The organism is Stenotrophomonas sp. C-A, from assembly GCF_054030835.1.
On the sequence record NZ_CM132916.1, the window covers coordinates 3,686,787 to 3,710,128 of the forward strand.

General features: G+C 64.3%; 25 protein-coding genes, 1 tRNA gene and 1 pseudogene. 15 read left to right on the forward strand and 12 right to left on the reverse strand.

All coding sequences use genetic code 11. The annotated features are described in order from the left end of the window. Positions 1-150: 150 nt before the first annotated feature. Entirely contained in the window at positions 151-585 is a 435-nt protein-coding gene (locus ACW5IY_RS17200; RefSeq protein ID WP_049437293.1) for a pilin, read from the reverse strand. 361 nt (positions 586-946) lie between these two features. On the opposite strand from ACW5IY_RS17200, the gene ACW5IY_RS17205 reads away from it, so the two are divergent. Genes ACW5IY_RS17205 through coaE form a run of 3 tightly spaced genes read left to right on the forward strand, consistent with a single transcriptional unit; the run spans position 947 to position 3,701 of the window. Then, a complete protein-coding gene (locus tag ACW5IY_RS17205; RefSeq protein WP_049437296.1) occupies positions 947-2,206 on the forward strand; it encodes a type II secretion system F family protein in 1,260 nt (419 codons plus the stop codon). A gap of 8 nt (positions 2,207-2,214) precedes the next feature. Further along, the gene (locus ACW5IY_RS17210; RefSeq protein ID WP_032128827.1) at positions 2,215-3,078 is read left to right on the forward strand and encodes a prepilin peptidase; all 864 of its coding nucleotides are present in this window, start codon (positions 2,215-2,217) and stop codon (positions 3,076-3,078) included. Positions 3,079-3,089: 11 nt separating this feature from the next. After that, positions 3,090-3,701, forward strand: coding sequence for a dephospho-CoA kinase (coaE, locus tag ACW5IY_RS17215; protein ID WP_049437298.1), 612 nt, complete (start codon positions 3,090-3,092; stop codon positions 3,699-3,701). Positions 3,702-3,861: 160 nt separating this feature from the next. On the opposite strand, the gene ACW5IY_RS17220 is transcribed toward coaE, so the two are convergent. From ACW5IY_RS17220 to rimK, 6 genes are all read right to left on the reverse strand, one after another. Next, on the reverse strand, positions 3,862-4,248 hold the full coding sequence (locus tag ACW5IY_RS17220; protein ID WP_049437299.1) for a hypothetical protein: 387 nt from the start codon (positions 4,246-4,248) through the stop codon (positions 3,862-3,864). A gap of 480 nt (positions 4,249-4,728) precedes the next feature. Then, the gene (locus ACW5IY_RS17225) at positions 4,729-6,096 is read right to left on the reverse strand and encodes a sensor histidine kinase (protein WP_032952284.1); all 1,368 of its coding nucleotides are present in this window, start codon (positions 6,094-6,096) and stop codon (positions 4,729-4,731) included. Further along, the gene (locus tag ACW5IY_RS17230) at positions 6,059-6,736 is read right to left on the reverse strand and encodes a response regulator transcription factor (RefSeq protein WP_005410804.1); all 678 of its coding nucleotides are present in this window, start codon (positions 6,734-6,736) and stop codon (positions 6,059-6,061) included. Before ACW5IY_RS17230 ends, ACW5IY_RS17225 begins: the two co-directional genes overlap by 38 nt. 8 nt (positions 6,737-6,744) lie before the next feature. Then, entirely contained in the window at positions 6,745-7,218 is a 474-nt protein-coding gene (locus ACW5IY_RS17235) for a hypothetical protein (RefSeq protein ID WP_049437306.1), read from the reverse strand. Between the two features lie 89 nt (positions 7,219-7,307). Further along, positions 7,308-7,784 (reverse strand): hypothetical protein, encoded by a 477-nt coding sequence (locus tag ACW5IY_RS17240; protein ID WP_010481495.1) that lies wholly within the window; start codon positions 7,782-7,784, stop codon positions 7,308-7,310. A 246-nt stretch (positions 7,785-8,030) separates the two neighbouring features. Continuing rightward, positions 8,031-8,909, reverse strand: coding sequence for a 30S ribosomal protein S6--L-glutamate ligase (gene rimK / locus ACW5IY_RS17245; RefSeq protein WP_005410807.1), 879 nt, complete (start codon positions 8,907-8,909; stop codon positions 8,031-8,033). A gap of 167 nt (positions 8,910-9,076) precedes the next feature. Here rimK and ACW5IY_RS17250 point away from each other — a divergent pair, with 167 nt between their 5' ends. Together ACW5IY_RS17250 and ACW5IY_RS17255 are read left to right on the forward strand one after the other, a co-directional pair. Continuing rightward, positions 9,077-9,442 carry a hypothetical protein gene (locus tag ACW5IY_RS17250; protein WP_239682928.1) on the forward strand — a complete coding sequence of 122 codons (366 nt, stop codon included), beginning with the start codon at positions 9,077-9,079 and terminating at the stop codon, positions 9,440-9,442. A 79-nt stretch (positions 9,443-9,521) separates the two neighbouring features. Beyond that, on the forward strand, positions 9,522-9,944 hold the full coding sequence (locus ACW5IY_RS17255; RefSeq protein ID WP_049437310.1) for an acyl-CoA thioesterase: 423 nt from the start codon (positions 9,522-9,524) through the stop codon (positions 9,942-9,944). A gap of 109 nt (positions 9,945-10,053) precedes the next feature. Here ACW5IY_RS17255 and ACW5IY_RS17260 read toward each other — a convergent pair whose 3' ends face one another. Next, a complete protein-coding gene (locus tag ACW5IY_RS17260; RefSeq protein ID WP_239682927.1) occupies positions 10,054-11,235 on the reverse strand; it encodes a hypothetical protein in 1,182 nt (393 codons plus the stop codon). A 105-nt stretch (positions 11,236-11,340) separates the two neighbouring features. Between ACW5IY_RS17260 and ACW5IY_RS17265 the strand changes: the two genes are divergently transcribed. After that, positions 11,341-12,207 carry a PoNe immunity protein domain-containing protein gene (locus tag ACW5IY_RS17265; protein WP_049437314.1) on the forward strand — a complete coding sequence of 289 codons (867 nt, stop codon included), beginning with the start codon at positions 11,341-11,343 and terminating at the stop codon, positions 12,205-12,207. A 1-nt stretch (position 12,208) separates the two neighbouring features. Here ACW5IY_RS17265 and ACW5IY_RS17270 read toward each other — a convergent pair whose 3' ends face one another. Beyond that, entirely contained in the window at positions 12,209-12,613 is a 405-nt protein-coding gene (locus tag ACW5IY_RS17270) for a DUF805 domain-containing protein (protein ID WP_043402812.1), read from the reverse strand. Between the two features lie 294 nt (positions 12,614-12,907). On the opposite strand from ACW5IY_RS17270, the gene ACW5IY_RS17275 reads away from it, so the two are divergent. Continuing rightward, a complete protein-coding gene (locus ACW5IY_RS17275; protein ID WP_049437318.1) occupies positions 12,908-13,642 on the forward strand; it encodes a hypothetical protein in 735 nt (244 codons plus the stop codon). 307 nt (positions 13,643-13,949) lie between these two features. Here ACW5IY_RS17275 and ACW5IY_RS17280 read toward each other — a convergent pair whose 3' ends face one another. Continuing rightward, positions 13,950-14,399: a hypothetical protein gene (locus ACW5IY_RS17280; RefSeq protein WP_239682925.1), complete on the reverse strand. Its 450-nt coding sequence runs from the start codon at positions 14,397-14,399 to the stop codon at positions 13,950-13,952. Positions 14,400-14,703: 304 nt separating this feature from the next. Here ACW5IY_RS17280 and ACW5IY_RS17285 point away from each other — a divergent pair, with 304 nt between their 5' ends. The 4 genes and pseudogenes from ACW5IY_RS17285 (at position 14,704) to ACW5IY_RS17300 (ending at position 17,143) form a co-directional block, all read left to right on the forward strand. Beyond that, a complete protein-coding gene (locus ACW5IY_RS17285; RefSeq protein ID WP_146205534.1) occupies positions 14,704-15,612 on the forward strand; it encodes an SEL1-like repeat protein in 909 nt (302 codons plus the stop codon). After that, complete coding sequence (locus ACW5IY_RS17290) at positions 15,609-16,121, forward strand: hypothetical protein (protein ID WP_146205533.1); 513 nt, start codon at positions 15,609-15,611, stop codon at positions 16,119-16,121. Before ACW5IY_RS17285 ends, ACW5IY_RS17290 begins: the two co-directional genes overlap by 4 nt. A 406-nt stretch (positions 16,122-16,527) precedes the next feature. Beyond that, positions 16,528-16,761 (forward strand): annotated as a pseudogene (locus tag ACW5IY_RS17295) (tyrosine-type recombinase/integrase); the annotation flags it as partial. A gap of 49 nt (positions 16,762-16,810) precedes the next feature. Continuing rightward, the gene (locus tag ACW5IY_RS17300; protein ID WP_162531804.1) at positions 16,811-17,143 is read left to right on the forward strand and encodes a hypothetical protein; all 333 of its coding nucleotides are present in this window, start codon (positions 16,811-16,813) and stop codon (positions 17,141-17,143) included. 71 nt (positions 17,144-17,214) lie between these two features. Here ACW5IY_RS17300 and ACW5IY_RS17305 read toward each other — a convergent pair. Continuing rightward, positions 17,215-17,288 (reverse strand) — tRNA-Gly (locus tag ACW5IY_RS17305). Positions 17,289-17,416: 128 nt separating this feature from the next. After that, on the reverse strand, positions 17,417-19,270 hold the full coding sequence (locus tag ACW5IY_RS17310) for an autotransporter domain-containing esterase (protein WP_049437326.1): 1,854 nt from the start codon (positions 19,268-19,270) through the stop codon (positions 17,417-17,419). 207 nt (positions 19,271-19,477) lie between these two features. On the opposite strand from ACW5IY_RS17310, the gene thiS reads away from it, so the two are divergent. From thiS to ACW5IY_RS17330, 4 genes are all read left to right on the forward strand, one after another. Then, positions 19,478-19,678 carry a sulfur carrier protein ThiS gene (thiS, locus tag ACW5IY_RS17315; RefSeq protein WP_010481472.1) on the forward strand — a complete coding sequence of 67 codons (201 nt, stop codon included), beginning with the start codon at positions 19,478-19,480 and terminating at the stop codon, positions 19,676-19,678. An 80-nt stretch (positions 19,679-19,758) separates the two neighbouring features. Then, entirely contained in the window at positions 19,759-20,553 is a 795-nt protein-coding gene (locus ACW5IY_RS17320) for a thiazole synthase (RefSeq protein WP_049437329.1), read from the forward strand. Beyond that, positions 20,553-21,287 carry a tRNA (guanosine(46)-N7)-methyltransferase TrmB gene (gene trmB / locus ACW5IY_RS17325; protein WP_010481468.1) on the forward strand — a complete coding sequence of 245 codons (735 nt, stop codon included), beginning with the start codon at positions 20,553-20,555 and terminating at the stop codon, positions 21,285-21,287. The genes ACW5IY_RS17320 and trmB overlap by 1 nt, the downstream gene beginning before the upstream one ends. Before the next feature lie 27 nt (positions 21,288-21,314). Further along, the gene (locus tag ACW5IY_RS17330; protein ID WP_049413367.1) at positions 21,315-23,162 is read left to right on the forward strand and encodes an SLC13 family permease; all 1,848 of its coding nucleotides are present in this window, start codon (positions 21,315-21,317) and stop codon (positions 23,160-23,162) included. The last annotated feature ends 180 nt before the right edge of the window (positions 23,163-23,342 follow it).

Below are 23,342 nucleotides of genomic sequence, written 5' to 3' on the forward strand. Positions count from 1 at the left end.
GGCTACACCATGCAAGCCCTGTGGGTACAACTCGATATCGGCGGAGAATCAGCGTCGATAGCTCTGCAGTGACCGAAGGATGCACCCAAACAGAAACGGGGGGCTTTCGCCCCCCGTCCTTGCAACTCCAACGTGCTTGTTTAGAACGTTTTACTCCTTCGCCGGCTTGCCCTGGCAGGAACCCGGGCGGAACTTGGTGTCGATCGAACCTTCGCAGGTCCATTCCGGGATCACGCCGTTCTTCACATTGGTTGCGTCCGGAGTCAGAGTAATGTTCTTGGTGTCGATGTTGGTGTCACCAATATTCTGAGCGGTGGCAATAATCGAGGTGCCATCCCATGCCAAGGTCTTGACGTACTTGGTCGGCTGGAAGTCCGGCTGCCACTTGTTGTCCGGCAGCTTGTTGTTGCTTGCCACGTACTCCGAGATATCGGTACGCAGCGAAGAAGCCGCAAGGATCACTTCCGAGACCTTGGCCTTCTTGGTGTAGTTCGAGTATGCCGGCAGCGCAATGGCAGCCAGGATGGCGATGATCGCGACGACGATCATCAGTTCGATCAGGGTGAAGCCCTTCTGGTTCTTCATGGTGGTACATCCCCAAGATAAGTGGTAGTTGATGTCGGGGGCGGCTGCCGGCCGGCCAGATGACCGGATGAGCAGTCTGCCCTTCCCCGCGGGTGGATCAACGCAGGTTACGTGCCAATCTCCCATGGCAGCGTCTCCCCGATTTCCCCGCGCCAATGATGGCAGCAATTTCGCGGATGGGAACCCCCCAGAAGCGAATCTGCGATGGACGCGGCAATGTGACGCGGTACGTCACCTTTCGTCTCGTCAGGTCGAAAACCCTGCGCGGCGTCACGTCCGCAGGCTCCCCGGATGGCCCTGAACCGGCTACCATCGCCGGTCAGGATGCCCGCCTGGGGATGGCGGGCCTTGGGGAGCCAACATGTCTGTCAGTCGCAGTGCGATCAAGAAAGAGCCCGTGGCGCGTAGCACCATGGAGCTGCAGCCGTTTGTCTGGGAGGGGACCGACAAGCGGGGTATCAAGATGAAGGGCGAGCAGTTGGCGAAGAACGCCAATCTGCTGCGCGCTGAACTACGCAAGCAGGGGATCAATCCCGGCCAGGTCAAGCCGAAGCCGAAGCCACTGTTCGGCGCGGCCGGCAAGCCCGTGGGCGCTAAGGACATCGCGTTCTTCAGCCGGCAGATGGCCACGATGATGAAATCCGGCGTGCCGATCGTCTCGGCGCTGGAGATCATCGGCAGCGGGCACAAGAACCCGCGCATGAAGAAGATGGTGGATGGGATCCGGGCTGACATCGAGGGCGGCTCTTCGCTACATGAAGCGATCAGTCGGCATCCGGTGCAGTTCGACGAACTCTACCGCAACCTGGTGCGCGCCGGTGAAAGCGCCGGTGTGCTGGAAACGGTGCTGGACACGATCGCCTCCTACAAGGAGAACATCGAAGCACTGAAGGGCAAGATCAAGAAGGCCCTGTTCTACCCGGCCATGGTGCTGGTGGTGGCCTTCCTGGTCAGCACCATTCTGCTGGTCTGGGTGGTGCCGCAGTTCGAGGAAGTCTTCAAGAGCTTCGGTGCCGACCTGCCGGCCTTCACCCAGATGGTGGTCAACCTGTCCCGGTTCATGGTGTCGTGGTGGTGGCTGATAGCCATCGTCATGATCGGATCGGTGGTGGCCATCGCCATGACCTACCGGCGCTCGGAGAAGATGCAGCATACGGTCGACCGGCTGGTGCTGAAGGTGCCGGTGATCGGCCAGATCATGCATAACAGCTCGATTGCCCGTTTCGCCCGGACCACAGCGGTGACCTTCAAGGCCGGCGTGCCGCTGGTGGAGGCGCTGGGCATCGTGGCTGGCGCCACCGGCAACAAGGTCTATGGCGAAGCCGTCCTGCGGATGCGCGACGACGTCTCGGTGGGCTATCCGGTCAACATGGCCATGAAGCAGTTGAACCTGTTCCCGCACATGGTCATCCAGATGACCGGCATCGGCGAAGAGGCGGGCGCCCTGGACGCCATGCTGTTCAAGGTGGCTGAATACTACGAGCAGGAAGTGAACAATGCCGTGGATGCCTTGAGCAGCCTGCTGGAACCGATGATCATGGTGTTCATTGGTACCATTGTCGGTGGCTTGGTCATCGCGATGTACCTGCCCATCTTCAAACTCGGCGCCGTCGTCGGCTAAAGGTATCAATGGCATTTCTCGACCAGCACCCCGGCCTCGGCTACCCCGCCGCGGCCGCCCTGGGACTGCTGCTGGGCAGTTTCCTGAACGTGGTCATCCTGCGCCTGCCCAAGCGGCTGGAGTGGCAGTGGAAGCGCGATGCGCGCGAAGTCCTGGAGGAACCGGACTTCTATGAGCCCCCGCCACCGGGGATCGTGGTGGAGCCGTCGCACTGCCCGCACTGCAAGCACAAGCTGAGCTGGTACGAGAACATCCCGCTGTTCAGCTGGATCATCCAGGGTGGCAAATGCCGCCACTGCAAGGCGCCGATCTCGCTGCAGTACCCGCTGGTGGAGGCCCTGACCTCGGTACTGGTGCTGGCCTGCGTCTGGCAGTTCGGCTTCGGCTGGCAGGGCTTCGGTGCCATCGTGCTGACCTGCTTCCTGATCGCTTTGTCCGGTATCGACCTGCGCACGCAGCTGCTGCCCGACCAGCTCACCCTGCCGCTGATGTGGCTGGGGCTGATAGGCAGCATCGACAACCTGTACATGCCGGCCAAGCCCGCCCTGGTGGGTGCGGCGGTGGGTTACCTGTCGCTGTGGACGGTCTGGTGGCTGTTCAAGCAGCTGACCGGCAAGGAAGGCATGGGCCACGGCGACTTCAAGCTGCTGGCGGCGCTGGGCGCCTGGTGCGGGCTGAAGGGCATCCTGCCGATCATCCTGTTGTCGTCGGTGCTGGGCGCCATCATCGGCTCGATCTGGCTGTACAGCCGCGGTCGTGACCGGGCGACGCCCATCCCGTTCGGGCCGTACCTGGCCATCGCCGGCTGGCTCTACTTCATGTGGGGTGCGCCACTGGTGGAGCAGTACCTGGTGATGAGCGGGCTGCGCTGAGGGGAGTCCCCATGAGCCGCTATGTGGTTGGCCTGACCGGGGGCATAGCCTCCGGCAAGAGCGAAGTTACCCGGCGCTTCGAGGCGCTGGGGATCGTGGTGGCCGACGCCGATCTGGCCGCACGCGCCGTAGTAGCCGCCGGCAGCCCCGCCCTGGCCCGCATTGCCGAGCGCTTCGGCGCCGACATACTGCTGGCCGACGGCAGCCTGGACCGGGCCCGCCTGCGCGCTCACGTGTTCGCCGACCCGGCCGAGCGGACGGCGCTGGAAGCCATTACCCACCCAGCTATCCGCCTGCTGATGCAGCAGCAGTGCGAGCAGGCTGAGAGCCCCTATGCGATTGCCGCGATTCCGCTGCTGACCGAGGTGGGTGGGCGGAAGGCCTACCCATGGCTGGACCGGGTGTTGCTGGTGGATGCGCCCGAAGCCGTGCAGCACGCCCGGCTGATGCGGCGCGATGGCATTGATGCCGCGCTGGCCGACCGGATGATTGCTGCCCAGGCCAGCCGCGCGCAGCGGTTGGCGCTGGCCGATGACGTGGTGGTCAATGATGGACAGCCGGAGGACCTGCAGGTGCAGGTGGAACAGCTGCATGCGCGGTATCTGGGGTTGGCCGGGGGTTGAGGCCGGGTTGCCGGCCAGCGGCCGGCACTACCGAAGCGTATCCACGCATGGCGTGGATCTGGGGATCTGCTGTGGAGCCGAGCCGATGCTCGGCTGCGACCATCAAGCCGAGCATCGGCTCGGCTCTACAAAACGCTCTGCATCCACGCGTGGCGTGGATCTACTCCAGCTGCAGGCGGGCGTAGCGGGCGAGTTCGCGCGCGCCTAGCAGCAGGCCGTCGACCACATCGGGATTGAGTTGCTGGTGCACACCGCCCTGCTCTCGCGCGAGTTCGGCGGCGTGCAGCAGCTGGATCAGGGTATTCAGACCGGCAAGCGTGCGGCTGAGGCCTGCCATCGTGGCTGCCTGCGCCGGGCTGGCCCCCTGCACGTCCAGCGGCTGGCCGTCGGCAGCGTCGCGGCCATCCATGCGCGCCAGCAGGGCGGGCAGCAGGTCCTTGGGGTCATCCAGCAGAACTTCGACACGCTCGGCGACGTCGGCAGGCAGCAGGTTGGCCGCATCGCCGATCAGGGCGTGCAGCTGGGGGAACAGCGGGCGGGTGGACATGGTGGAGCTCCTCGCAGTCGGCAGGCCACCTGCAGATGCAAGGTGGCGGACGGTGCGGGTTGGCGTACCGGAGACCCAACAATCAGCAAAAAGACTCCAGCGGATTCTGGCGAATCCCCACGCACCGCCCGCCGAAACAAGGCACGCCGTGCATTTTCCACGACAGGCCGACGCCAGCCGGAAGTTTGCTGAATGTTGGTTTTTTTCAGGACGCCAATCCCGGCCAAGGCACCTGCCCCGGCCAGGTCATCAGGCCATCGCCGCACGCGGCGATCTGTAAGGAAATTCCCAAGTGCGGCATGGGCTTGCCAATGCGTGCGCTGGGACACGCGCGGGGCGCGGCAGCGATCACGGTTGTGTCGTGTTGGGCCTGAGGCCCTATCGTCGCGGGAGGGGGATTCGGTGGCACAAGCGACACAGAGCGCAAAGGTCGGCAGGGTTCGTGCCGACCAAGGTCGGCACCCACCAAAGCACGGGCCCTTACAACGGCTTCGGCGAGAACGTCAGGGTGGCGATCACACCACGCTGGCCACCGGGGCGCACGCTCACCTGCCAGCCGTACAGATCGCACAGGCGGCTGACGATCGACAGGCCGATGCCGCCGCCCTGCGAATGGCCGGCATGGGTGCCGCGGTAGCCACGCTGGAACAGCTTGGCCGCGTCTTCCTCGCTCAGGCCCGGGCCACTGTCGGTTACCGACACCGAATTGGTGCCGACGAACACGCGTACCTCGCCGTCCTGCGAGTACTTCACGGCATTGCCGATCAGGTTGCCCAGTGCCACCGACAGCGCCGCCTCGGGCGCATCGATCACCAGGTTGCGCTCGCCTTCCAGCAGCAGCTCCAGCGGCTTGCCACCCAGCTGCGCACGATGCGCGTCCAGCAGCTGCTCGGCCACGCGGGCGACGTTGCTGGTGCCCTGCCCGCGCTCGTTGCGCGACAGCAGCAGCAGCGCGCCGATCAGGTCGCTGCACTGCTGTTCGGCACGCTGGATGCGCTGCAGGCGCTGCAGCACCTTCTCGTCCAGGCCGGGCCGGGTCAGCAGCAGCTCGGTGGCGCCACGGATCACCGCCAGCGGCGTGCGCAGCTCATGGCTGACGTCTGCATTGAATTCACGGTCGCGCTGCACCACTTCAGTCAGCCGCGAGGAATAGTCGTCCAGCGCCTGGGCCAGCTGCCCCACTTCGTCGTCGGGGAAGCGTGGCGCGAGCGGTTCGGGATCGCTGGTGCCGCCACGATAGGCACGCAGCCGCGCGGCCAGATCCGACACCGGCTTCATCACCTTCGAGGCCGACCACCAGCCCAGCACCAGCGACAGCACGCTGAACACCAGCACCGACAGCACCAGCGCGCGGTTGAGCTGCTTGCCGCCGCGCACGCTGTCGGTCATGTCATAGGCAAGGAAGAACCAGGCGTCGGGCGTCTTGCGCACGGCCAGCTTGTAGGAGTACGGCTCGCCGTGCTCATCGCCACTGACGCTGTGGATGCCATCGGAGAAGCCCGCCCACTGCGCGCGTTCTTCGCGCACCCGGTCGAACTTGTCCTTGGAATAGGCATAGGCCCTGATCTGCAGCACCGGCGCGTCCGGGTTATGCCCGGGGTGCTCGTAATAGCGGCGCGCATACTCGTCGATGTTGCGGTTCATCAGCTCTTCCACCAGCTGGTTTTCCACGCGCAGGCGGGCCCAGTTGGTGGCGAACGCGAACAGTGTCGTCAGGCAGAAGCCCAACAACACGAACGAAACGATGATGCGGCTGCGCAGGCGCCGCCGATAAGGCGTGCGCCGGCGCTCCCCCTTGGTTGCCACCGAATCAGGCTTCCGGGGTGGCGATGCGGTATCCGATGCCATGGCGGGTCTGGATCAGCGGCACTTCAAACGGCTTGTCGACCACCGCGCGCAGGCCATGGATGTGCACGCGCAGGGAATCCGAATCAGGCAGTTCTTCGCCCCACACACGGGTTTCCAGTTCCTGCCGGGTCACCACGGCCGGGGCCGCTTCCATCAGCGCCTGCAGGATCTTCAGTGCGGTCGGGTTGAGCTGCAGCAGCTTGCCCTGGCGGCGCACTTCCAGCGTATCCAGGTTGTATTCCAGATCGCCGGTTTCCAGCACGCGGGTCTGCACGCCCTTGCCGCGTCGCGACAGGGCGTTCAGACGCACTTCCACTTCCTGCAGCGCGAACGGCTTGATCAGGTAGTCGTCCGCGCCGGAATCGAAGCCGGCCAGCTTGTTGTCCAGCGAGTCGCGGGCGGTGAGCATCAGCACCGGGGTCTGCTTGCGCGCTTCATTGCGCAACTTGCGGCAGACCTCGATGCCGTCCATGCCTGGCAGATTGAGATCCAGCACGATCGCGTCGAACTCGTGCACCACGGCCAGGTGCAGACCGGTAACCCCGTCAGCCGCGAAGTCCACGGTGTGGCCCCGGTCCTCCAGGTAGTCGCCCAGGTTGGCCGCAATGTCGCTGTTGTCTTCGATTACCAGGATTCTCACTGTCACCTCTAATTTACGAATTTGCCGATGCGCTGGGCCTGGCCCATATCACGCTGTGCCTTGTCCTTCCGCCGGGCGCGCTCGGCAACGGTAGTGCACTGCGTCGTGGCCCGGTTCGAACCCGTGGCCTTTTCACGTTGGCATATTAGACGACTATCTTCACGTGCCTGTGTCAAAACCGTGTTCACGATCTGCTGGTCGTTGAAGACATCGGTTCGTACCTGTTCAGGCATGGAATCGCGGTCAGGGTGCTGCTCGACAGCCGTACGCATGCGTACCAGCGCCTCGCGCACGCGGCTGCGGTCGGTCTGCTTCAGTTCGCTGTAGGTCTCGCCATCGTTGAGTTCGATTTCGATGCGCTCGATCTGCTGCTGCAGCGGCTTGCCGGGGATAAAGACCTCACCGGCCTGGTTCGATGCAGACGCGGCGGTGGCCAGGGTCAGGCCCGAGATCAGGACCGCCGACATCAGTAGGGACTTCATGACAAACGAATCCTTGTTTGAGTTGAGTGCTGACTGTATTCGCACCACCTTCACGCCAGCAAGTGCCATGCGCAGGGGCATCGGACGGCCTAGTGGTTGGTGGCGGGGTTGAAGTTGTTGAAGGTGCGCTGGTCGTTGAGCAGGGCCTTGCCCTTCTCCTCGATCCGGCGGCGCTCGGCCACGGTCAGGCAGCGGCTTTTAGGCATGTTGCTGCCGGTGGTGCGGGTGTGCTGGCAGATCTGGCGGCTGTCTTCATGGGCGCGGACAAGAACCGTGTTGATCCGCTCCTGGTCGTTGAAGACCTCCGCCTGGACCTGCGGCGGGAGCTCCTGAAGCGTGCGGTGGTCACCCATGCGCTGGGTGATGCGCGCCAGTGCCTGCTGCACCTGGGCACGGTCGTCAGCGGAAATCTCGCTGTATTCGCCGTCATCGAGGGCCTTTTCAACCCGCCGGACCTGCTCGGCCACCGGTGCCTGCCCGTCCATCTGTATGGCGGTCTTCTCCGGCTTGGCGGAGACAGCACCAGACAGCCCCAGCAACAACGCGATCATCGTGATGCGGTACATCGCCAGCCTCCGGATCCATCCAGGAACGATGGGCGCCACTCTACGGCCGTCACGTTGCCTCCACAAGGGACCTGCGGCAGGCATAAAAAAGACCCAGGCGGTGCCCCGCCTGGGTCTGAAGTCGTATCCCGATACCGATCCTGCTGAGAGGCAGAGCTGCGGTTCGCTGAAGGCTACGCCGGCGCCGATTAAAGGCATGTTAAAGCCGGCCTCATTTGCCCATGAGAATTTCAAGCCATTGATTGATCATGGTTTTTTGAGCTTCTCGACGTGCTCGATGATGCGCGTGGCCACATCCACCCCGCAGGCGGCTTCGATGCCCTCCAGCCCTGGCGTGGAGTTGACCTCCAGCACCAGCGGGCCGCGCGCGGAGCGGATCAGGTCCACGCCACAGACCGACAGGCCCAGCGCCTTGGCCGAGCGCACCGCCACCTGCTGTTCGGCGCGGCTGGCCTTGGCCGCCACCGCGGTGCCGCCGGCATGCAGGTTGGAGCGGAAGTCCCCTTCCGGCGCCTGCCGCTGCATCGACGCCACCACCTGGTCACCGACCACGAAGCAGCGAAGGTCGGCACCCTTGGCTTCGCCGATGAACTCCTGCATCAGGAAGTTGGCGTACAGGCCCCGCAGGGCCTCGACGATGCCACGCGATGCACTGGCCTTCTCGGTGAGGATCACCCCCCGTCCCTGGGTGCCTTCGTTGAGCTTCACCACGTGTGGCGGCGGGCCGAGCATGGACAGCAGGTCGACGGTGTCATCCGGGTTGTCGCCGAACACGGTGACTGGCATGTCGATGCCCTTGGCGGCCAGCAGCTGGTGCGCACGCAGCTTGTCGCGCGAACGCAGGATCGCGTCGGAGGGGTTGGGCGTACGCGCCCCCATCAGCTCGAACTGGCGCAGCACGGCGGTGCCATAGCGGGTAATGGAGGCACCGATGCGCGGGATGACCATGTCCACGCCGGTCATCGGCCGGCCCTTGTAGTGCATCGAAAAACCATCGGCGGCAATGCGCATGTAGCAGCGCAGCGGGTCGAGGATGCGTACGGTGTGGCCGCGCGCGCGGGCCGCCTCGACCAGCCGGCGGGTGGAGTACAGGGAGCTGTTGCGGGACAGGATGGCGAGCTTCATCGCGGCAGGATCGGACGGCAGGCGCGCAGCATAGCGCGGGCGTGTGGCGGGTGGATGATGCCCTGCAGGCCATCGCATCTGCGTGCCTGCCAGGGCTGTGCGAAGATGCCTTTCGCCGGCTAAAGGACAGGACACGGCCGGTTTACACAACCCAAGGAGAACCACAGATGCGAATGGGAATTCCGCTGTTGTTGCTGTTTGGCCTGGTGGGAGGCGCCGCAGACGTACAGGCTGCACCGACCCATGCAGTCTCCCGGCTCTACTTCGATGCCAACAACACGCTGATCGGCCAGGGCCTGCGCTACTGCACAGGCAAGACACAGCACCAGGGCGTTGCCTCACACGCCAACAGCCGCTGGATCGATGTTTCCTACGCCTGCCAGGGCGACTCGACCGACGTTTCCTACGGCAGCTGGGTGCCTGCGCAACTGCGGCAGGACTTCTGCACGCTGTATGACGCCTGCACGTCACTGATGCCATGGCCGGAACCCGGCCTGCCCGGCACCCTCGGCAACGGCTTCTACTCTGACTGACGGCCGGTAGCCGCCGCACCGTCTCCGGCGATGGCCGCACCGTCGCCGGAGACTCCACCCACTACGCCCCGGAGACTTCATGCCGCTGACGATCCTTCCGCGCTTCTCCGAAGTGGATGTACTCGGCCACGTCACCAACACCGCCCTGCCCGTCTGGTTCGAGGAAGGCCGCCAGGAGATCTTCCGGCATTTCAGCCGCGAGGCCAGCATGCGCGACCTGACGCTGATCCTGCGTCGCTTCGAGATCGACTTCCTGCAGCAGATACAGGCCGGGCACGAAGTGCGCATCGAGACCCGCATCGAGAACATCGGCCGCTCCTCGCTGTCGATCGTGCAGCAGGCGTTCCAGTTCGAGGCCCTGGTGGCCACCGGGCGCTGCGTGATGGTGCATTTCGACTACACCGCCAACGCCTCGCGCGCGATCGATGCAGAGCAGCGCCGGGCGTTGTCCGGGCTGTTTACCGAGGAGTATGCGCAGCGGGTGCAGGCGGCAGGCGCATGAGCCATCCGCACTCGGTACTGACCGCAGCCCATTTCCTGAGCTTTTCCAGCGCCTTCCCGGCATGCATCCACAACGCATGCCGGAACCTCCTTGTTCGATTCGACGCTGTCTAACCTGTGACTGACGTCCGCTGATCCGCGCGGGGCAGGCGCAACGAGAAGTGCCCATCGCGGACACGCACGGCCAGTGCGGTTTCCCGCCATTCCACAGGAAGGGCGAGTGCCGTGTGTGGGGTGGGGATGCGTGTGATCGCGTCGAACGTCCAGTGTTCCTCATAGGCGTCGCAGCGAAGCGTACCGTCATCGCCAGCCTCGATCACATCGATCCAGGCCCCACTGCGGGCCTTGCCGCTGCCGCCCATCGCACGGCGGCCGATGGCCTGCCAACGCCCCTGCCAGTGGACGAGCCATACGCCCTCGATGGGACGCAGATCCCCATCAAGCACGCTGCCCGCCACCACCACGCATCGTCCGGACGGGCTGGTGATCACCGTCTCCAGATCGCAGGCGTGACGGTCACTGGGCCCGCCATCAAGACAGAGTGCATACGGGCAGATGCGCGCGAACAGGGTCGGATGCGCGGTCAGGCGCAGATCGTCGGGAAGCAGCGGGATGGCCTGCAGCACCCGGGCATCCGGCAGGACATGCCGCAATGCCTGCGGCAGCCCGGCGGCCAGCGCCGGATGCTCCGGTTCCAGCCATAGACCCCGGCAGGGGCGCAGCGTGGTCGTTCGACAGGGAAGATCCCGCAACCACATCGCGGCTTCGGCATCCCCGCCAAGCTGCCGGCGCTCGTGCAGCTCCTGCCAGAACAGGCTGGGAACAATCGCCAGCAGGTGCATCACGCTCTTGTCCGCTTCGTCGTAGACGATCACGGCCTCGCTGCGATCAATGTAGCCACTGGCCACACGCAGCGCGCTTCCCGCCAGCCTCTGCCACTCGCCACTGGCATCGTGGCTGCCTCCGGTGGATACGCCCTCGACAATGGCGCCATCGCGCAGCATCTGGGTGCTGTAGGCCGGCCCTCCCATGCCCAGCTCACCCCAATCCAACAGGACATCATGCGTGGGCGGCCGGGTGGCAAAGGGCAGCGTCGCCCGCGAGCGCAGCAGTGCGCCGCCTACGGCATCGCCGACCAGATCGAAGCGCTGCAGCACGCCGCCCACTGCAAGGCACGCGGCCAGGGCGACAACCACGCCCAGCGGCGACCACCAGGCCACGCAGATGGCGACCAGGACCAGGAACGGCAGCCACTGGGTGAAACGGCGGAGAGCGATTCGATCAACGGTCATGCGGGCATGGTGGCTGCGATTGCGCACCATTCAAACCTTCAACGCGGTGCCAGGCAATGGGGTTCGAACCGGCATTGCCGCTAGACTTTCCTGATGATGGAACCAATGACTGCCGTGAAGCGCCGGAATCTGCTGCTGGACGTACTACCGCGGTGGAGAGCACTGGCCAAGGATCCGGGAGTACCGCGCCGCATGTTTCGCCTGCCGGACTGGCAGGCAGACTGGAACGCGGGCATGGCCCTGCTTGCACGTCATGCGCGCAATGGCGGTGAACCTGCGGAGGAACCGCTGCAGGGGCATGCGGCACTGGAACATGCCTACGGCTGGGAAGCGGTTGCCCAGACCGGCAGCAACCTGCTGCTGAAAGGCACCGACCGCGGCTTCGCCCCCACGGCATTGCAGCAGATGCATGCCGACTTGACAGATCTGTGGCTGGAACACGCACGTTTGCTGGCGGTAGCCCGGGACAGCCTGCAACAGCAAGGCCACGACATCGCGCTGGCCGCACCGCTGCAACCGCGTACAACGCAGCACTACGAATACGCCCTGCAGCTGTTGTCACTGGGCGTGCTGCTGGATGCGCAGGATCGTCTTCCGGCGCTGGTGGAGCAGGTGCTCTGCTTCGAAACCGACCGCGTGCTGGACTACCTCAGCGCACCGGCACTCGGCCTTGCCGAAGCCAGCGATGCGATATTCCATCCGCGCCCGTTCGCCGAGCTGTTCGCGCCATTGCGCGACGGTGAAGCGTTCGACCCTTCACTGCTGGCCGGCTACCTGCAGGTGCAGTACCGCGACTTCTTCCTGCTGTCGCCCAAAGCCCAGAAGCGGACCCGACGCCTGACCGGACCGAATGCCTGGGGCTACTGGGCGCTTGAGGTAGCAGCGCTGGTGGTGCTGTATGGCGGCGACGATGACGCGCTGCGCACCTGCCCGCACTACCCTTCCGACCTGGTGGACTTCGCCCGGCGCTGAGTCAGGCGCCCGGCAGACCGGAAATGCCGCCGAATCGATTCTCTTCCTCGTTGCCCGGCAGCAGCATGACCGGGAAGAGGACGAATACGCCCAACGGGATGAAGGCGATCACGACGTACCAGCCAGACTCGTCGATGTCATGCAGTCGTCGAACGGCCAGGGCCAGCATCGGCGGAAGGAGGACGATGACCGCGCAGACCGTCATGCCCCACCCCAGCGTCCGGAACGGCTCGAAGGCCTCCCCATCTAGCAGCACGGTGCCCGTCAGCCAGTATCCGCCGTCCATCAAGGTGTAGCTCGCTGCCACCACAAGCGCAGCAGACAGGGAGTACGACCAGAACTCTTTCCGGTTGGATCGCCCTGAAAAATCAAAGCAACGCCTGAGGGGCAAAAGTGCGGGGATCATTCGCGCTCCGGGCAGCGGACGATGGGTCAACGGTTAACGATCTTTTAGCATCCCCAAGCCCAGCACCAACTGAACCCTGCGGCCCGACGGGCCCGGCAGACAGCGGAGGTTGCAGGAGCCCGCCGCAGCAGCCGCGCAGCCGGAGACGCAGCGCGAACTACCGCACATTTTCACAGACGTGGGCATTCTGAATCGAATCACTGGCCTGCAGCAGTGGCGGATTGGTCGAATTCCAGTTTTCCAGAATGGCGCCTCTGCTAGCGTCACTGCTCACTCATGGATTCGAGGTTTTGAATGGCTGCGATTTCTTTTCCGCTGATGCTTGCACTGCTTTCCACCCAGGCCCCGATGGCCGCAAACGCAGAAAGTGACTACGCCAGAGCCGCAGCAGCATCGATCGGGCCGGGCATCTGCGACCCCGGCATGGACATGCTGCCGAACGGCGGAGGCGTGGTGATCCGGCGCTGCGGCAAGAATGGTACGGTCGCGGGCGTTGGCAGCAATATCGATGCTGCGACGGCCAACACCAATGGCTTCCTGGCCGTCGCAGAGGAAGGCCCGGTATGCAGTGTTTTCGCACGCGATCCCTATGTCAGCATCCCGGCACCGGGTGTGGGCATCAAAGGAGAGTGCAGTTCCACTCCGATTTCCGCCTATGGCATGACGACCACCACTGCGGGACAGAACCTGCTTGAGCTGGCCATCACCCTGGCGGCGACGCAGGCGCGGTGCAATGTCGACTACTACTATGGGTCGGCACATGGCTATAAGTATCCCTACAGCTGCACTCGCCCGGGCCAATCCTGGAGCGTTGCCGGCCTTGGCTCCAGCGTCGACGATTCAAACGCGATGGCAATGCGGCTTGTGAAGAAATCATCCAAGACCGGTACGCACTGCTATTTTGACAACGCCGAGTTGAATGGCGTCGTCTTCCGCGCATACCTGCACTGCAACGGATCGACCTATACCGGTTTCGGGAGCTCTGTAACTGCCGCGGCCAAGGACGCGGCTGCGCAAGCGGGCGCATAAGCCACTCGGGCTGTGGTTCGGAGGAGCCACAGCCCAACACTGGGGAAAGAGAGTCCGGCGCGGCTGCCACACGCTCGACCTGGGTGTGGTTCAACGAGTGCGCCGCGCCTGCCTGGGGTGAATACCCTGGAGACATGGAGCGGGCGATGGGAATCGAACCCACGTCAGTAGCTTGGGAAGCTCCGTAGGAATGCCATAGATTCAATGCTTTATGTTCACTTTTCGCTCCGTAATCGACTCCTTGATAGAGGACTTTATCCCGATGGAAACACGGGGTTTTCTTTGATTGCGGAGCAGACTGGCGGCATCAAACACCCCTGCTTATCTCTTGCAGCCCTGCCCTCACCCACGCCTTGCGGGCGTCCCTCGGGCGGGGCTTCGTCTCTGCCGGCGGCTTGCGCGGTTCCAACGCTTCCTTGATTCGCTCGATCTCCTTCGCCCCAGCCTCGGCCAAGCGCCGGGCCTGTTGCTGCTGCTCGCGGGTTGGCGGCAAGCCGGGCAGCGGTTCTAGCGGCTCGCTCGCCGTGCTGGCCAGCAACCGGACCACGGTCGCACGCAGGCGCAACTCGTGGTAAAGCCTGGCCGCACACCATCGTTCGGCGTAGCGCTTGCCCTGGGCGATGCTGGCGGCGCGCTCGCCCTTGGTCTGCCACATCTTCCAGGCGTCGAGGTGCACACGCCCCCCCCCACGGTCCTTGGCCGGCGTGACCTGGGCAATCTGTCGTCCACTCCACCACAGCACCCAGCCGTCTCCCATCTGAACCTAGCCAGAGGGTGGCGGTGCTGCGCGGAAGCCTTGGTAGCCGTGCGAGGGAAGCATGGCCGGAAGGATACGACCGACCGTCGCAGATCCTGCGAACGCGGCAGCGACCTGCCTGAATCGTTCGGGCAGAGTCGAGTCATAGTCGACTCTGTGCCGCGCGGCGAAGCAAGACTTGGCGACTGTGGATAATTCCCTACAAGCGAGCTGGATGTCTACCTATTGCGGGAACTGATTGAGTGCTGCGATGGTCGGGATGGCATGCTTGCCCATCTACCCACTGGCGCGTATGGAGAACCCGATGCCACATCCCTCCCCAAAGTACAGCTTTATCTACCAGTGCGTACGCCTGTCAAAGTTCGCACTCATCGCCGGCATGGTCACCTCATGCTCCAATAAAAATAATGATGTTCAGCAAGTTAGCGATGCATCGGCGAATGAAGCACCCGCGACATCGGCAGAGATTCGAAGTCTCACTCCAAAATCGACAGCAGTCGATGCCGACCTCCAATCTGCACAGCGCTTACCAGATGTTCCCGTGCAAGACCTGTATCCGTCCCTTCGCAATAGAGCAGAAGCTGGAGATCTGGAAGCAAAACGACAGCTGTTCTTGGTACTCAACGAATGCCGCGTTGCAATGCAACCAGAGAGGCCCATTGACTACTCTGATAGCCAAGTCTCTCCAGACATCCTCAAAGCCAGCGGAAAGACACAAGAACAATTCTTGGCAGATCAGCAATTGCGCTCTCTTGCTTCCACTGAAGAGAAGCTCAAGCAGTGTGAGGGCATTCCAGGCGACGCACTAAAGGAAACGTCCCGGTGGCTCAAGGAGGCGGCGGAAGGGGGCGACACCTACGCGCGGCTAGCCTATTACAACTATCAGGACGTCATCGTTGGTGATCAGCAAGAACAAACAGTATCGGCCGAAAAAGTTAAGCAGTTCAATGAAGACTCATATCGGTACATCAAAAGTGTTGCTGACACCGGCAATCCGGATGGGCTCTTCACTCTAGGAACTGCGTATGAGCGCGGAATCATTACGCCGAAGGACCCAGTCCTTGCCTACGCCTACAGAAAAGCTGCAGGGCAGCTGACCCCCATTGGTGGAAACGACCAAATATTGGACATCATGGCGCAGTCCATGTCTCCGTCTGATCTAAGGAAGGCCAATCAAGTGGCCGCTACGCTGGCACAGAGGAGCAGGAAATGAAGATAAGGCATACAGCAGCAATCCTGCTGGTCTTTTTGCTAGCAGTAACGGTTTATGTGCATGCACAAGTTCAAGGAACGAGAAGCATCGGAACCTATCCTTGCAACAACTGCATGCTTGGCTACCCTAGAATCGACCCTCAGACTTCAAATGAACTTACTCTCGCAATAGCGAGCTTCAACAGACTTGTTGTCTTGGAAAATCTCGCAATTGCCCCCGGAGACATCATAACAATGTGCAACGGAAGTGCTTGTGTTGGATATCAAGTTACCCTGGGCGGAGACGGATACATAGGAGTCAAATATGAAACCCAGACCAGTACCACTCCTCCGACGTCAGGTGGAAATGGTGGCGGCATCGGCTCAGGTGCTGGCTATGGAGCGGGTCAGGGCGTAGGCAATGGTGGCGGCGCCGACGTAGGCGGCGGCAGCTACGGCAGCGGCGGCCGCACTGGTAGCGTCAGCGTCGGTGGACCTAAGCCTGTTGGTCGCCCTACAAACGAAGACTGAAGTGCCTGCGACTATCTGAATAAATGGGCGGCCTTTCTAGGCCGCCTTCGTTCATCCGCCGTGGCGCGGCCGTTCAATGCCCAGTCACGTCGATCAACACGAAGTGGCCGGATGCACTGAACTGTGTCGCATTGTCGGACTGCGGGATTAAGGCGGCAGCGCCGGCATAGTAGAAGCGCCCGGAACTCCCCCCACCGGTCGCATCCCCCTGCGGCCCGGTCAGGCGAAAGCCCACGCCACGCTCAATCCGCTGACACGAACGAGACGAGATCACCGCGTAGCGCCTACCAGCCGGGACCTGCATATAGGCACCCTCGGCCGCTCCGAACGGAGCAGTCGTCACGCCTACAATGCGAAGGGGCTTTGCCCAGGACGCGAATGCCAGCTCGCCGGTGTGCACGATGACGGCTTGGCCCTCGGCCGGGCAGCGTTGCGCTACCGGTTCGACAAGGCCAGGGAAGCGGCGGGTATTGCAAAGGGGGAGTTCCAGTTCCGCGATCTCCGCGCAAAGGCGGGTACGGACAAGGCAGATTCGGCAACGGACATTCGCGAGGCGCAGGCCCAGCTCGGGCATTCGTCGGTCACCACGACCGAGATCTACGTGCGAAAGAAGAGAGGCTCGAAAGCAACCCCGACTCGACAGGAGAGCGTTCGATGTACGCTGAATAAAGCGTTACGGGAGCATTATGGTGATTTTGCCTGCAAATCAAGCGAAATTGGTCGCATCAACCAATCGCGAGATCAGCAGCATGATGATGCACAGTTTCCAAACTATCAGACTCGAGTTTTCTCGAATCAACACGCTACTGATCGAGGCAGAGCAGTGGCCTACAGTTGCGAAGATTTTCCGCGCCGGCGACGTGCGGGGAACCGCATCAGAAGAGAAATGCGCAGTGCATGGCTTTTCTGACGCTCCGCCATCGGCCAGCAAATCCGGCTACGTCAACACGCTGGTTTGGTTCCAGGCGGCAGATGCCGAAAACGCCCGAAAGGCACAGCGCCTGCTGGATGATGAGCCCTAAGCAGAAGATCAATTTGCGGAGCGGCTCGCATATTGCGGAGCAACCAAATCTCCGCAAACCTTTGGGAGACATGGAGCGGGCGAAGGGAATCGAACCCTCGTCAGTAGCTTGGGAAGCTACAGCTCTACCATTGAGCTACGCCCGCATTGCGGGTGAAAGTCTATGCGGAGCGGCCGGTGTTGCGCAATGGTGGCCGCCGCACCCGCCGGGCACGGCCCGGCGCTGCCGTGCAGGCATCCCAGGCACCTTGCGGTGCCCGGGATGTTGCATTCATCAGAAGCTGCCACCCACGGTGGCGAAGATCGTCGCGTCACGGGCGCGCTTCTGCGCGGCCGTGGTGCTCAGGCCAACATTGCCCTGCAGGCCGAACAGGTCCATGCGCGCACCCAGAACAGCGGTGGCGTAGTTCTTGTCGAAGTCCAGGCCCGGCACGCGGTAGCTGCCCAGTTCCGGCAGGGTCTGCAGCCAGGCGCTGGCCTGCTTGGTGTCCTCGAACTCGTGGTCGTAGGTCACCTGCACGTAGGGCTTGACGGTACCGCCATCGAAGCGGGCCTGCCAGCCGACGCGGCCGACGGTCGAGTCGACGTTCTGGCGGTCGTAACCCAGCGCAGTGGCCATGGTGCCGGCGGTGGCGCTTTCGGTGTAGCCGTCGATCTTCACCTTCTGCCAGATCACCGAAGCGATCGGGCCGTGGCGGAAGCCACCTTCGGTGCCGAACTCGTAACCGGCATTCAGTGCAGCGGTCAGGTTGCTGCCATCCGGCGAACCACCATGCTCACGGGTGGCCGGGCCCAGCTGGACCTTGCGGTTCACGTCATACGACAACCAGGTGTAGCTGACCTGGCCGTTGACCCAGACGCGGTCGCCATACCAGGCAGCGAACAGGCCGGCGGTGGTGTCCTTCTGGGTGAAGTCGCCACGGCTGTTGCCGAAGTCGGCACTCATGCGGCCGAAGCCGGCGAAGCCGCCGACCACCACGCCGTTACGTGCCCAGTCGACACCGAACAGTCCGGCCGGCGCCACGCCGTCGTACAGGTCGGCGTGGTCATAGCGCTGCATGTCACCGCGCACGCCACCCCACCACGACAGGCCATCGGCCGGACGAGCGCCCAGGTGGTTGCTGACCTGGTCGGCACGCGAACGGCCGACCGTCTGTGCCGAGTGGCTCAGCACCTGCTGCAGGCGCGGAGCCTCCAGCACCGAGACGGCGTACTGGCCCAGCAGCTGGTGACCGGTCACGGTGGGATGCACGCCATCGGCGAACAGATAGGTCTGGTACGCATCGGGGCTGACGTAGGTCGTCGGGTTGCAGCCGATGATGCTGCCCGTGGTGTTGGCCGGGTTGATCTTGCAGGCGGTGCCGGTGACGTTGGTGAAGCCGTACATGCCCGGGTTGGCGGTCACTTCACGCAGGATGCTGAAGGTATCGAGCGGAATGAACTCGATGCCTGCCTGCTTCAGGCCGCCGTACAGCGCCTTGTTGTAGCCCACCGACATGGCGGTGGCGGCTGCCGCGTTGGGGCCGCGGAACTGCGGGGTGATGCCCACGTCCGGCAGGTTCGGCACCAGCACGTACTGGGCGCCGGCCTGCTTCAGGGCGCCGACCAGCGCGATCTGGTCGGTGGCCGCCGCGCCGATGATGCCCTGCACCTGGGCCGGCGACGCGCCCGCGCCGGCAGCACCGGCCGCGGCGAACAGGTCGTTGGCGCCGCCCCAGACGGTGTACAGGGCATTACGATCAGCCTTGCCGCCGTTTGCGGCCAGGTAACGGGCCGCCTGCGACTTCAGCGACGGGATCGCGCCGAGGGCACCACCGCCTTCGACCGACACGCGGGCACCGCCGACAGCGTAGTTGTCGCCGTTCTGGCCGTTGCCGTTGGGGTCCTTGTTGAGGCCGTAGTAGTTGGCGACCTGCTGCGACCACACCCAGCCCGGGTTGGTGGTGAACTGGCCGGAGAGCCCCTGGGTGGCCTCAGGCAGCAGCGGGCGGAAATAGCCGGCGTCGGTGAGGCTGTCGCCGAAGAACACCGCCTTGGAATACGGACTTTCGCCTGCCATGGCCGGAAGCGCGGCCAGCGCGATCGCGGCCGCCATCAGGGAGCGGATCGGGCGTTTGCTGAGCAACATGTAAGAAACTCCTGTGGGGATATCGTTGAGGATCCGGCGCACGTACGCCGGCGCACGGTGAATGGTTTCACCGCGCCGCGGTTTGCTCACGCTGCGCCGCCGCATGGATTGTCGCCTGATCACGCCGGAACCCGCTGTGCTGGAGCTGGCGCCCGGTTCAAATTGCAAACGTTCCGATCCCGACGGGCTATCAGCGACAATGCAGGGATGAACATCCAGCTCAACGGCGAACCCCGCACCCTGCCCGCCTCGGCGACCCTCCACGACCTGCTCGAGGCCGAGCAGCTGCTGCAGCGCCGGGTGGCGGTGGAGGTCAACGGCGAGATCGTCAGCCGCAGCCGCCATGGCGAGCACGTCCTGGCCGAAGGCGACATCGTGGAGATCGTGCACGCGCTGGGCGGGGGCTGAGACCTGTGCGGGTTTGCCGGCCAGCGGCCGGCACGCCATTGCGTGATCCCATCTTCAGGCGGATAGGCGATAATCGCGCCATGAACGTTCATGTCTCCCCCGATTCGCTGGTGATCGCCGGCAAGACCTATGGCTCGCGGCTGCTCACCGGCACCGGCAAGTTCAAGGATCTGGAAGAAACCCGCCTGGCCACCGAGGCTGCAGGCGCCCAGATCGTCACCGTGGCCATCCGCCGCACCAACATCGGGCAGAACCCGGGCGAGCCCAACCTGCTCGACGTGCTGCCGCCGGAGCGCTACACCATCCTGCCCAACACCGCCGGCTGCTACACCGCCGAAGACGCGGTGCGTACCTGCCGGCTGGCGCGTGAGCTGCTGGACGGCCACAACCTGACCAAGCTGGAAGTGCTGGGCGACCAGAAGACCCTGTACCCGGACGTGATGCAGACCCTCAAGGCCGCCGAACAGCTGGTCAAGGACGGCTTCGAGGTGATGGTCTACACCTCCGACGACCCGATCCTGGCCAAGCGCCTGGAAGAGATCGGCTGCGCTGCGGTGATGCCGCTGGCCGCACCGATCGGTTCGGGCCTGGGCATCCAGAACAAGTACAACCTGCTGCAGATCATCGAAGACGCCAAGGTGCCGATCATCGTCGACGCCGGCGTGGGCACCGCGTCGGACGCGGCAATCGCGATGGAGCTGGGCTGCGACGGCGTGCTGATGAACACCGCCATTGCCGGTGCACGCAGCCCGGTGCTGATGGCCAGTGCGATGCGCAAGGCGGTCGAGGCCGGCCGCGAGGCCTTCCTGGCCGGGCGCATCCCGCGCAAGCGCTACGCCAGCGCCTCCTCTCCGGTGGATGGGCTGATCGGCTGATGACCAATCCTTTCGACAGCGCCGGCTCCAAGGCTCCGCCCAAGCCCTTCACCGTAAGCGAAGGCCGCCGCGAGGTGCGCAGCTTCGTGTTGCGCCAGGGCCGCTTCACCCCCGCCCAGCAGCGCGCGTTCGACGAACGCTGGCCGCGCTTCGGCATCGATTACAACGGCCAGCCGCGTGACCTGGACGCCACCTTCGGGCGCCCGGCGCACAAGGTGCTGGAAATCGGCTTCGGCAACGGTGCCGCGCTGCGCTTTGCTGCCCAGCACGACCCGTCGCGCGACTACATCGGCATCGAAGTGCACGCACCCGGCGTGGGTCGCCTGCTGAACGCGCTGGCCGACGACAACGCCGACCACGTGCGCCTGTACCACCACGATGCGGTGGAAGTGCTGCAGAACGAGATCGCCGATGGCGCGCTCGATGAAGTGCGCATCTACTTCCCGGACCCGTGGCACAAGAAGCGCCACAACAAGCGCCGCCTGCTGCAGCCGGCGTTCGCCGAGCTGCTGGTACGCAAGCTGCGCCCGGGTGGCCGCCTGCACTGCGCCACCGACTGGGAAGACTACGCCGAGCAGATGTGGGACGTGCTCGATGCCACCGCCGGCCTGGTCAACCGCGCCGGCCCGCGTGGCAGCGTGCCGCGCCCGGACTGGCGCCCGCAGACCCACTTCGAGACCCGCGGCCAGAAGCTCGGCCACGGCGTCTGGGACCTGCTGTACGACCGCACCTGACGATCGCCTGAGGACGCCGCGCCCCACATGGATACCGCGCTGACGCTGACCAACGACATGAAGCTCGTGCTCGGGCTGGTCGGCTTCACGATGGCGATGTTCCTGTTCGAGCGCATCCGCGCCGACGTGGTCGCGCTGGTGGTGCTGGTGGTGCTGGGTGTCACCGGCCTGATCGCGCCGGAAGAGATCTTCGGCGGTTTCTCCGGTAACGCGGTGATGAGCATCATCGCCACCACCATCCTCGGTGCGGGCCTGGACCGCACCGGGGCGCTGAACCGGCTGGCGGCCTGGCTGCTGCGGCGCGGCCATGGCGTCGAGCAGCGCTTGCTGATGATGACCACGGCCATCGCCGGCCTGAACTCGTCCTTCATGCAGAACCCGTCGGTGATGGCGCTGTACCTGCCGGTCGCCTCGCGACTGGCAGCACGCACCGGCCTGACCCTGCAGCGCCTGCTGCTGCCGATCTCGGCGGCGATCGTGATGGGCGGCGCGCTGACCATGGTCGGCAACTCGCCGCTGATCCTGCTGAACGATCTGCTGGCCTCGGCCAACAACAACCTGCCCTCCGGCCTGGCCACCATCGAGCCGCTGCGCATGTTCGCACCGCTGCCGATCGGCGTGGCCCTGCTGATCGCCTCGCTGCTGTATTTCCGCTACTACGGCGACCGCAAGCTGATCGAGGAAGAGAACCTGGTCAACGACGGGGTCACGCCCGCACGCACCGAGAGCTACTTCGCCAAGACCTACGGCATCGAAGGCGATGTGTTCGAGCTGGTGGTCAGCGCGGAAAGCCCGCTGGTGGGCATGACCCTGGGCGAGGCCGAGAACCTGCACGATGCCCCGCTGCTGCTGGCCCTGAAAACCGGCAACGACACCCGCCTGGCGCCGCCGGCGGAAATGCGCATCTGGGTCGGCAGCGTGCTCGGTGCGATGGGCCCGCGCGAGCAGATCCACGATTTCGCGCAGAACCAGTTCCTGCGCATGTCTTCGCGCCTGAAGCACCTGGGCGACCTGTTCAATCCCAGCCGTGCCGGCATTTCCGAAGCGGTGGTGCCCCCCACCTCGAACGTGATCGGCAAGAGCGCGGCCGACCTGCGCCTGCGCAAGGAGCGCGGCATCAGCCTGCTGGCGATCAACCGCGACAAGCAGGTGATCCGCGAGGACGTGCGCGACGTGCAGCTGCGCGCCGGCGACATGCTGGTCTTCCACAGCATCTGGACCGACCTGGCGCAGGCCGCGCGCAGCCGTGACTTCGTGGTGGTGACCGACTACCCGACCGGCGAGCAGCGCCCGCACAAGTTCAAGATCGCGATGGCGATCTTCGCGCTGACCATCCTGATCGCGCTGACCAGCAAGCTGCCGGTGGCGCTGACGCTGATGACCGGCGTGGCCGGCATGCTGCTGACCGGTGTGCTGCGCATGGACGAGGCCTATGCCTCGATCAACTGGAAGACGGTGTTCATGATGGCCGGGCTGATTCCACTCGGCTGGGCGATGGATTCCAGTGGTGCGGCGGCATGGGTGGCCGGCCATACCATCGACAAGCTGCCGACCGGCATCCCGGTGTGGGTGCTGGAGGTGGCGCTGGCGCTGCTGACCACGGCGTTCTCGCTGGTGATCAGCCATGTGGGCGCGACCATCGTGATGGTGCCCATTGCGGTGAACCTGGCACTGGCGGCGGGTGGCAACCCGACGGCGTTCGCGCTGATCGTGGCGCTGTCGGCGTCCAACAACCTGATGACGGCGTCCAACCCGGTGATCTCGATGATCACCGGCCCGGCCAATTACACCCCGCGCGAGATGTGGCGGGTCGGCGGACCGTTGTCGCTGATCTACACCTGCGTGGTGGTGTTGATGATCAACCTGATGTTCTGAGGGTTGGGTTTGTTGGCAGGGCTGCGCCCTGCACCCGCAGTAGCAACGGCAACGGCAACGGCAACGGCAACAGCCTGCATTCCGTGGGATGGCGGGGTGGGTCCGGTGGCGGGGGACGCTGCAAGTACGTCCCTGTAAGCTCGGTCGCCGCATCCATGCGGCTCACGCCCCCGCAACCGG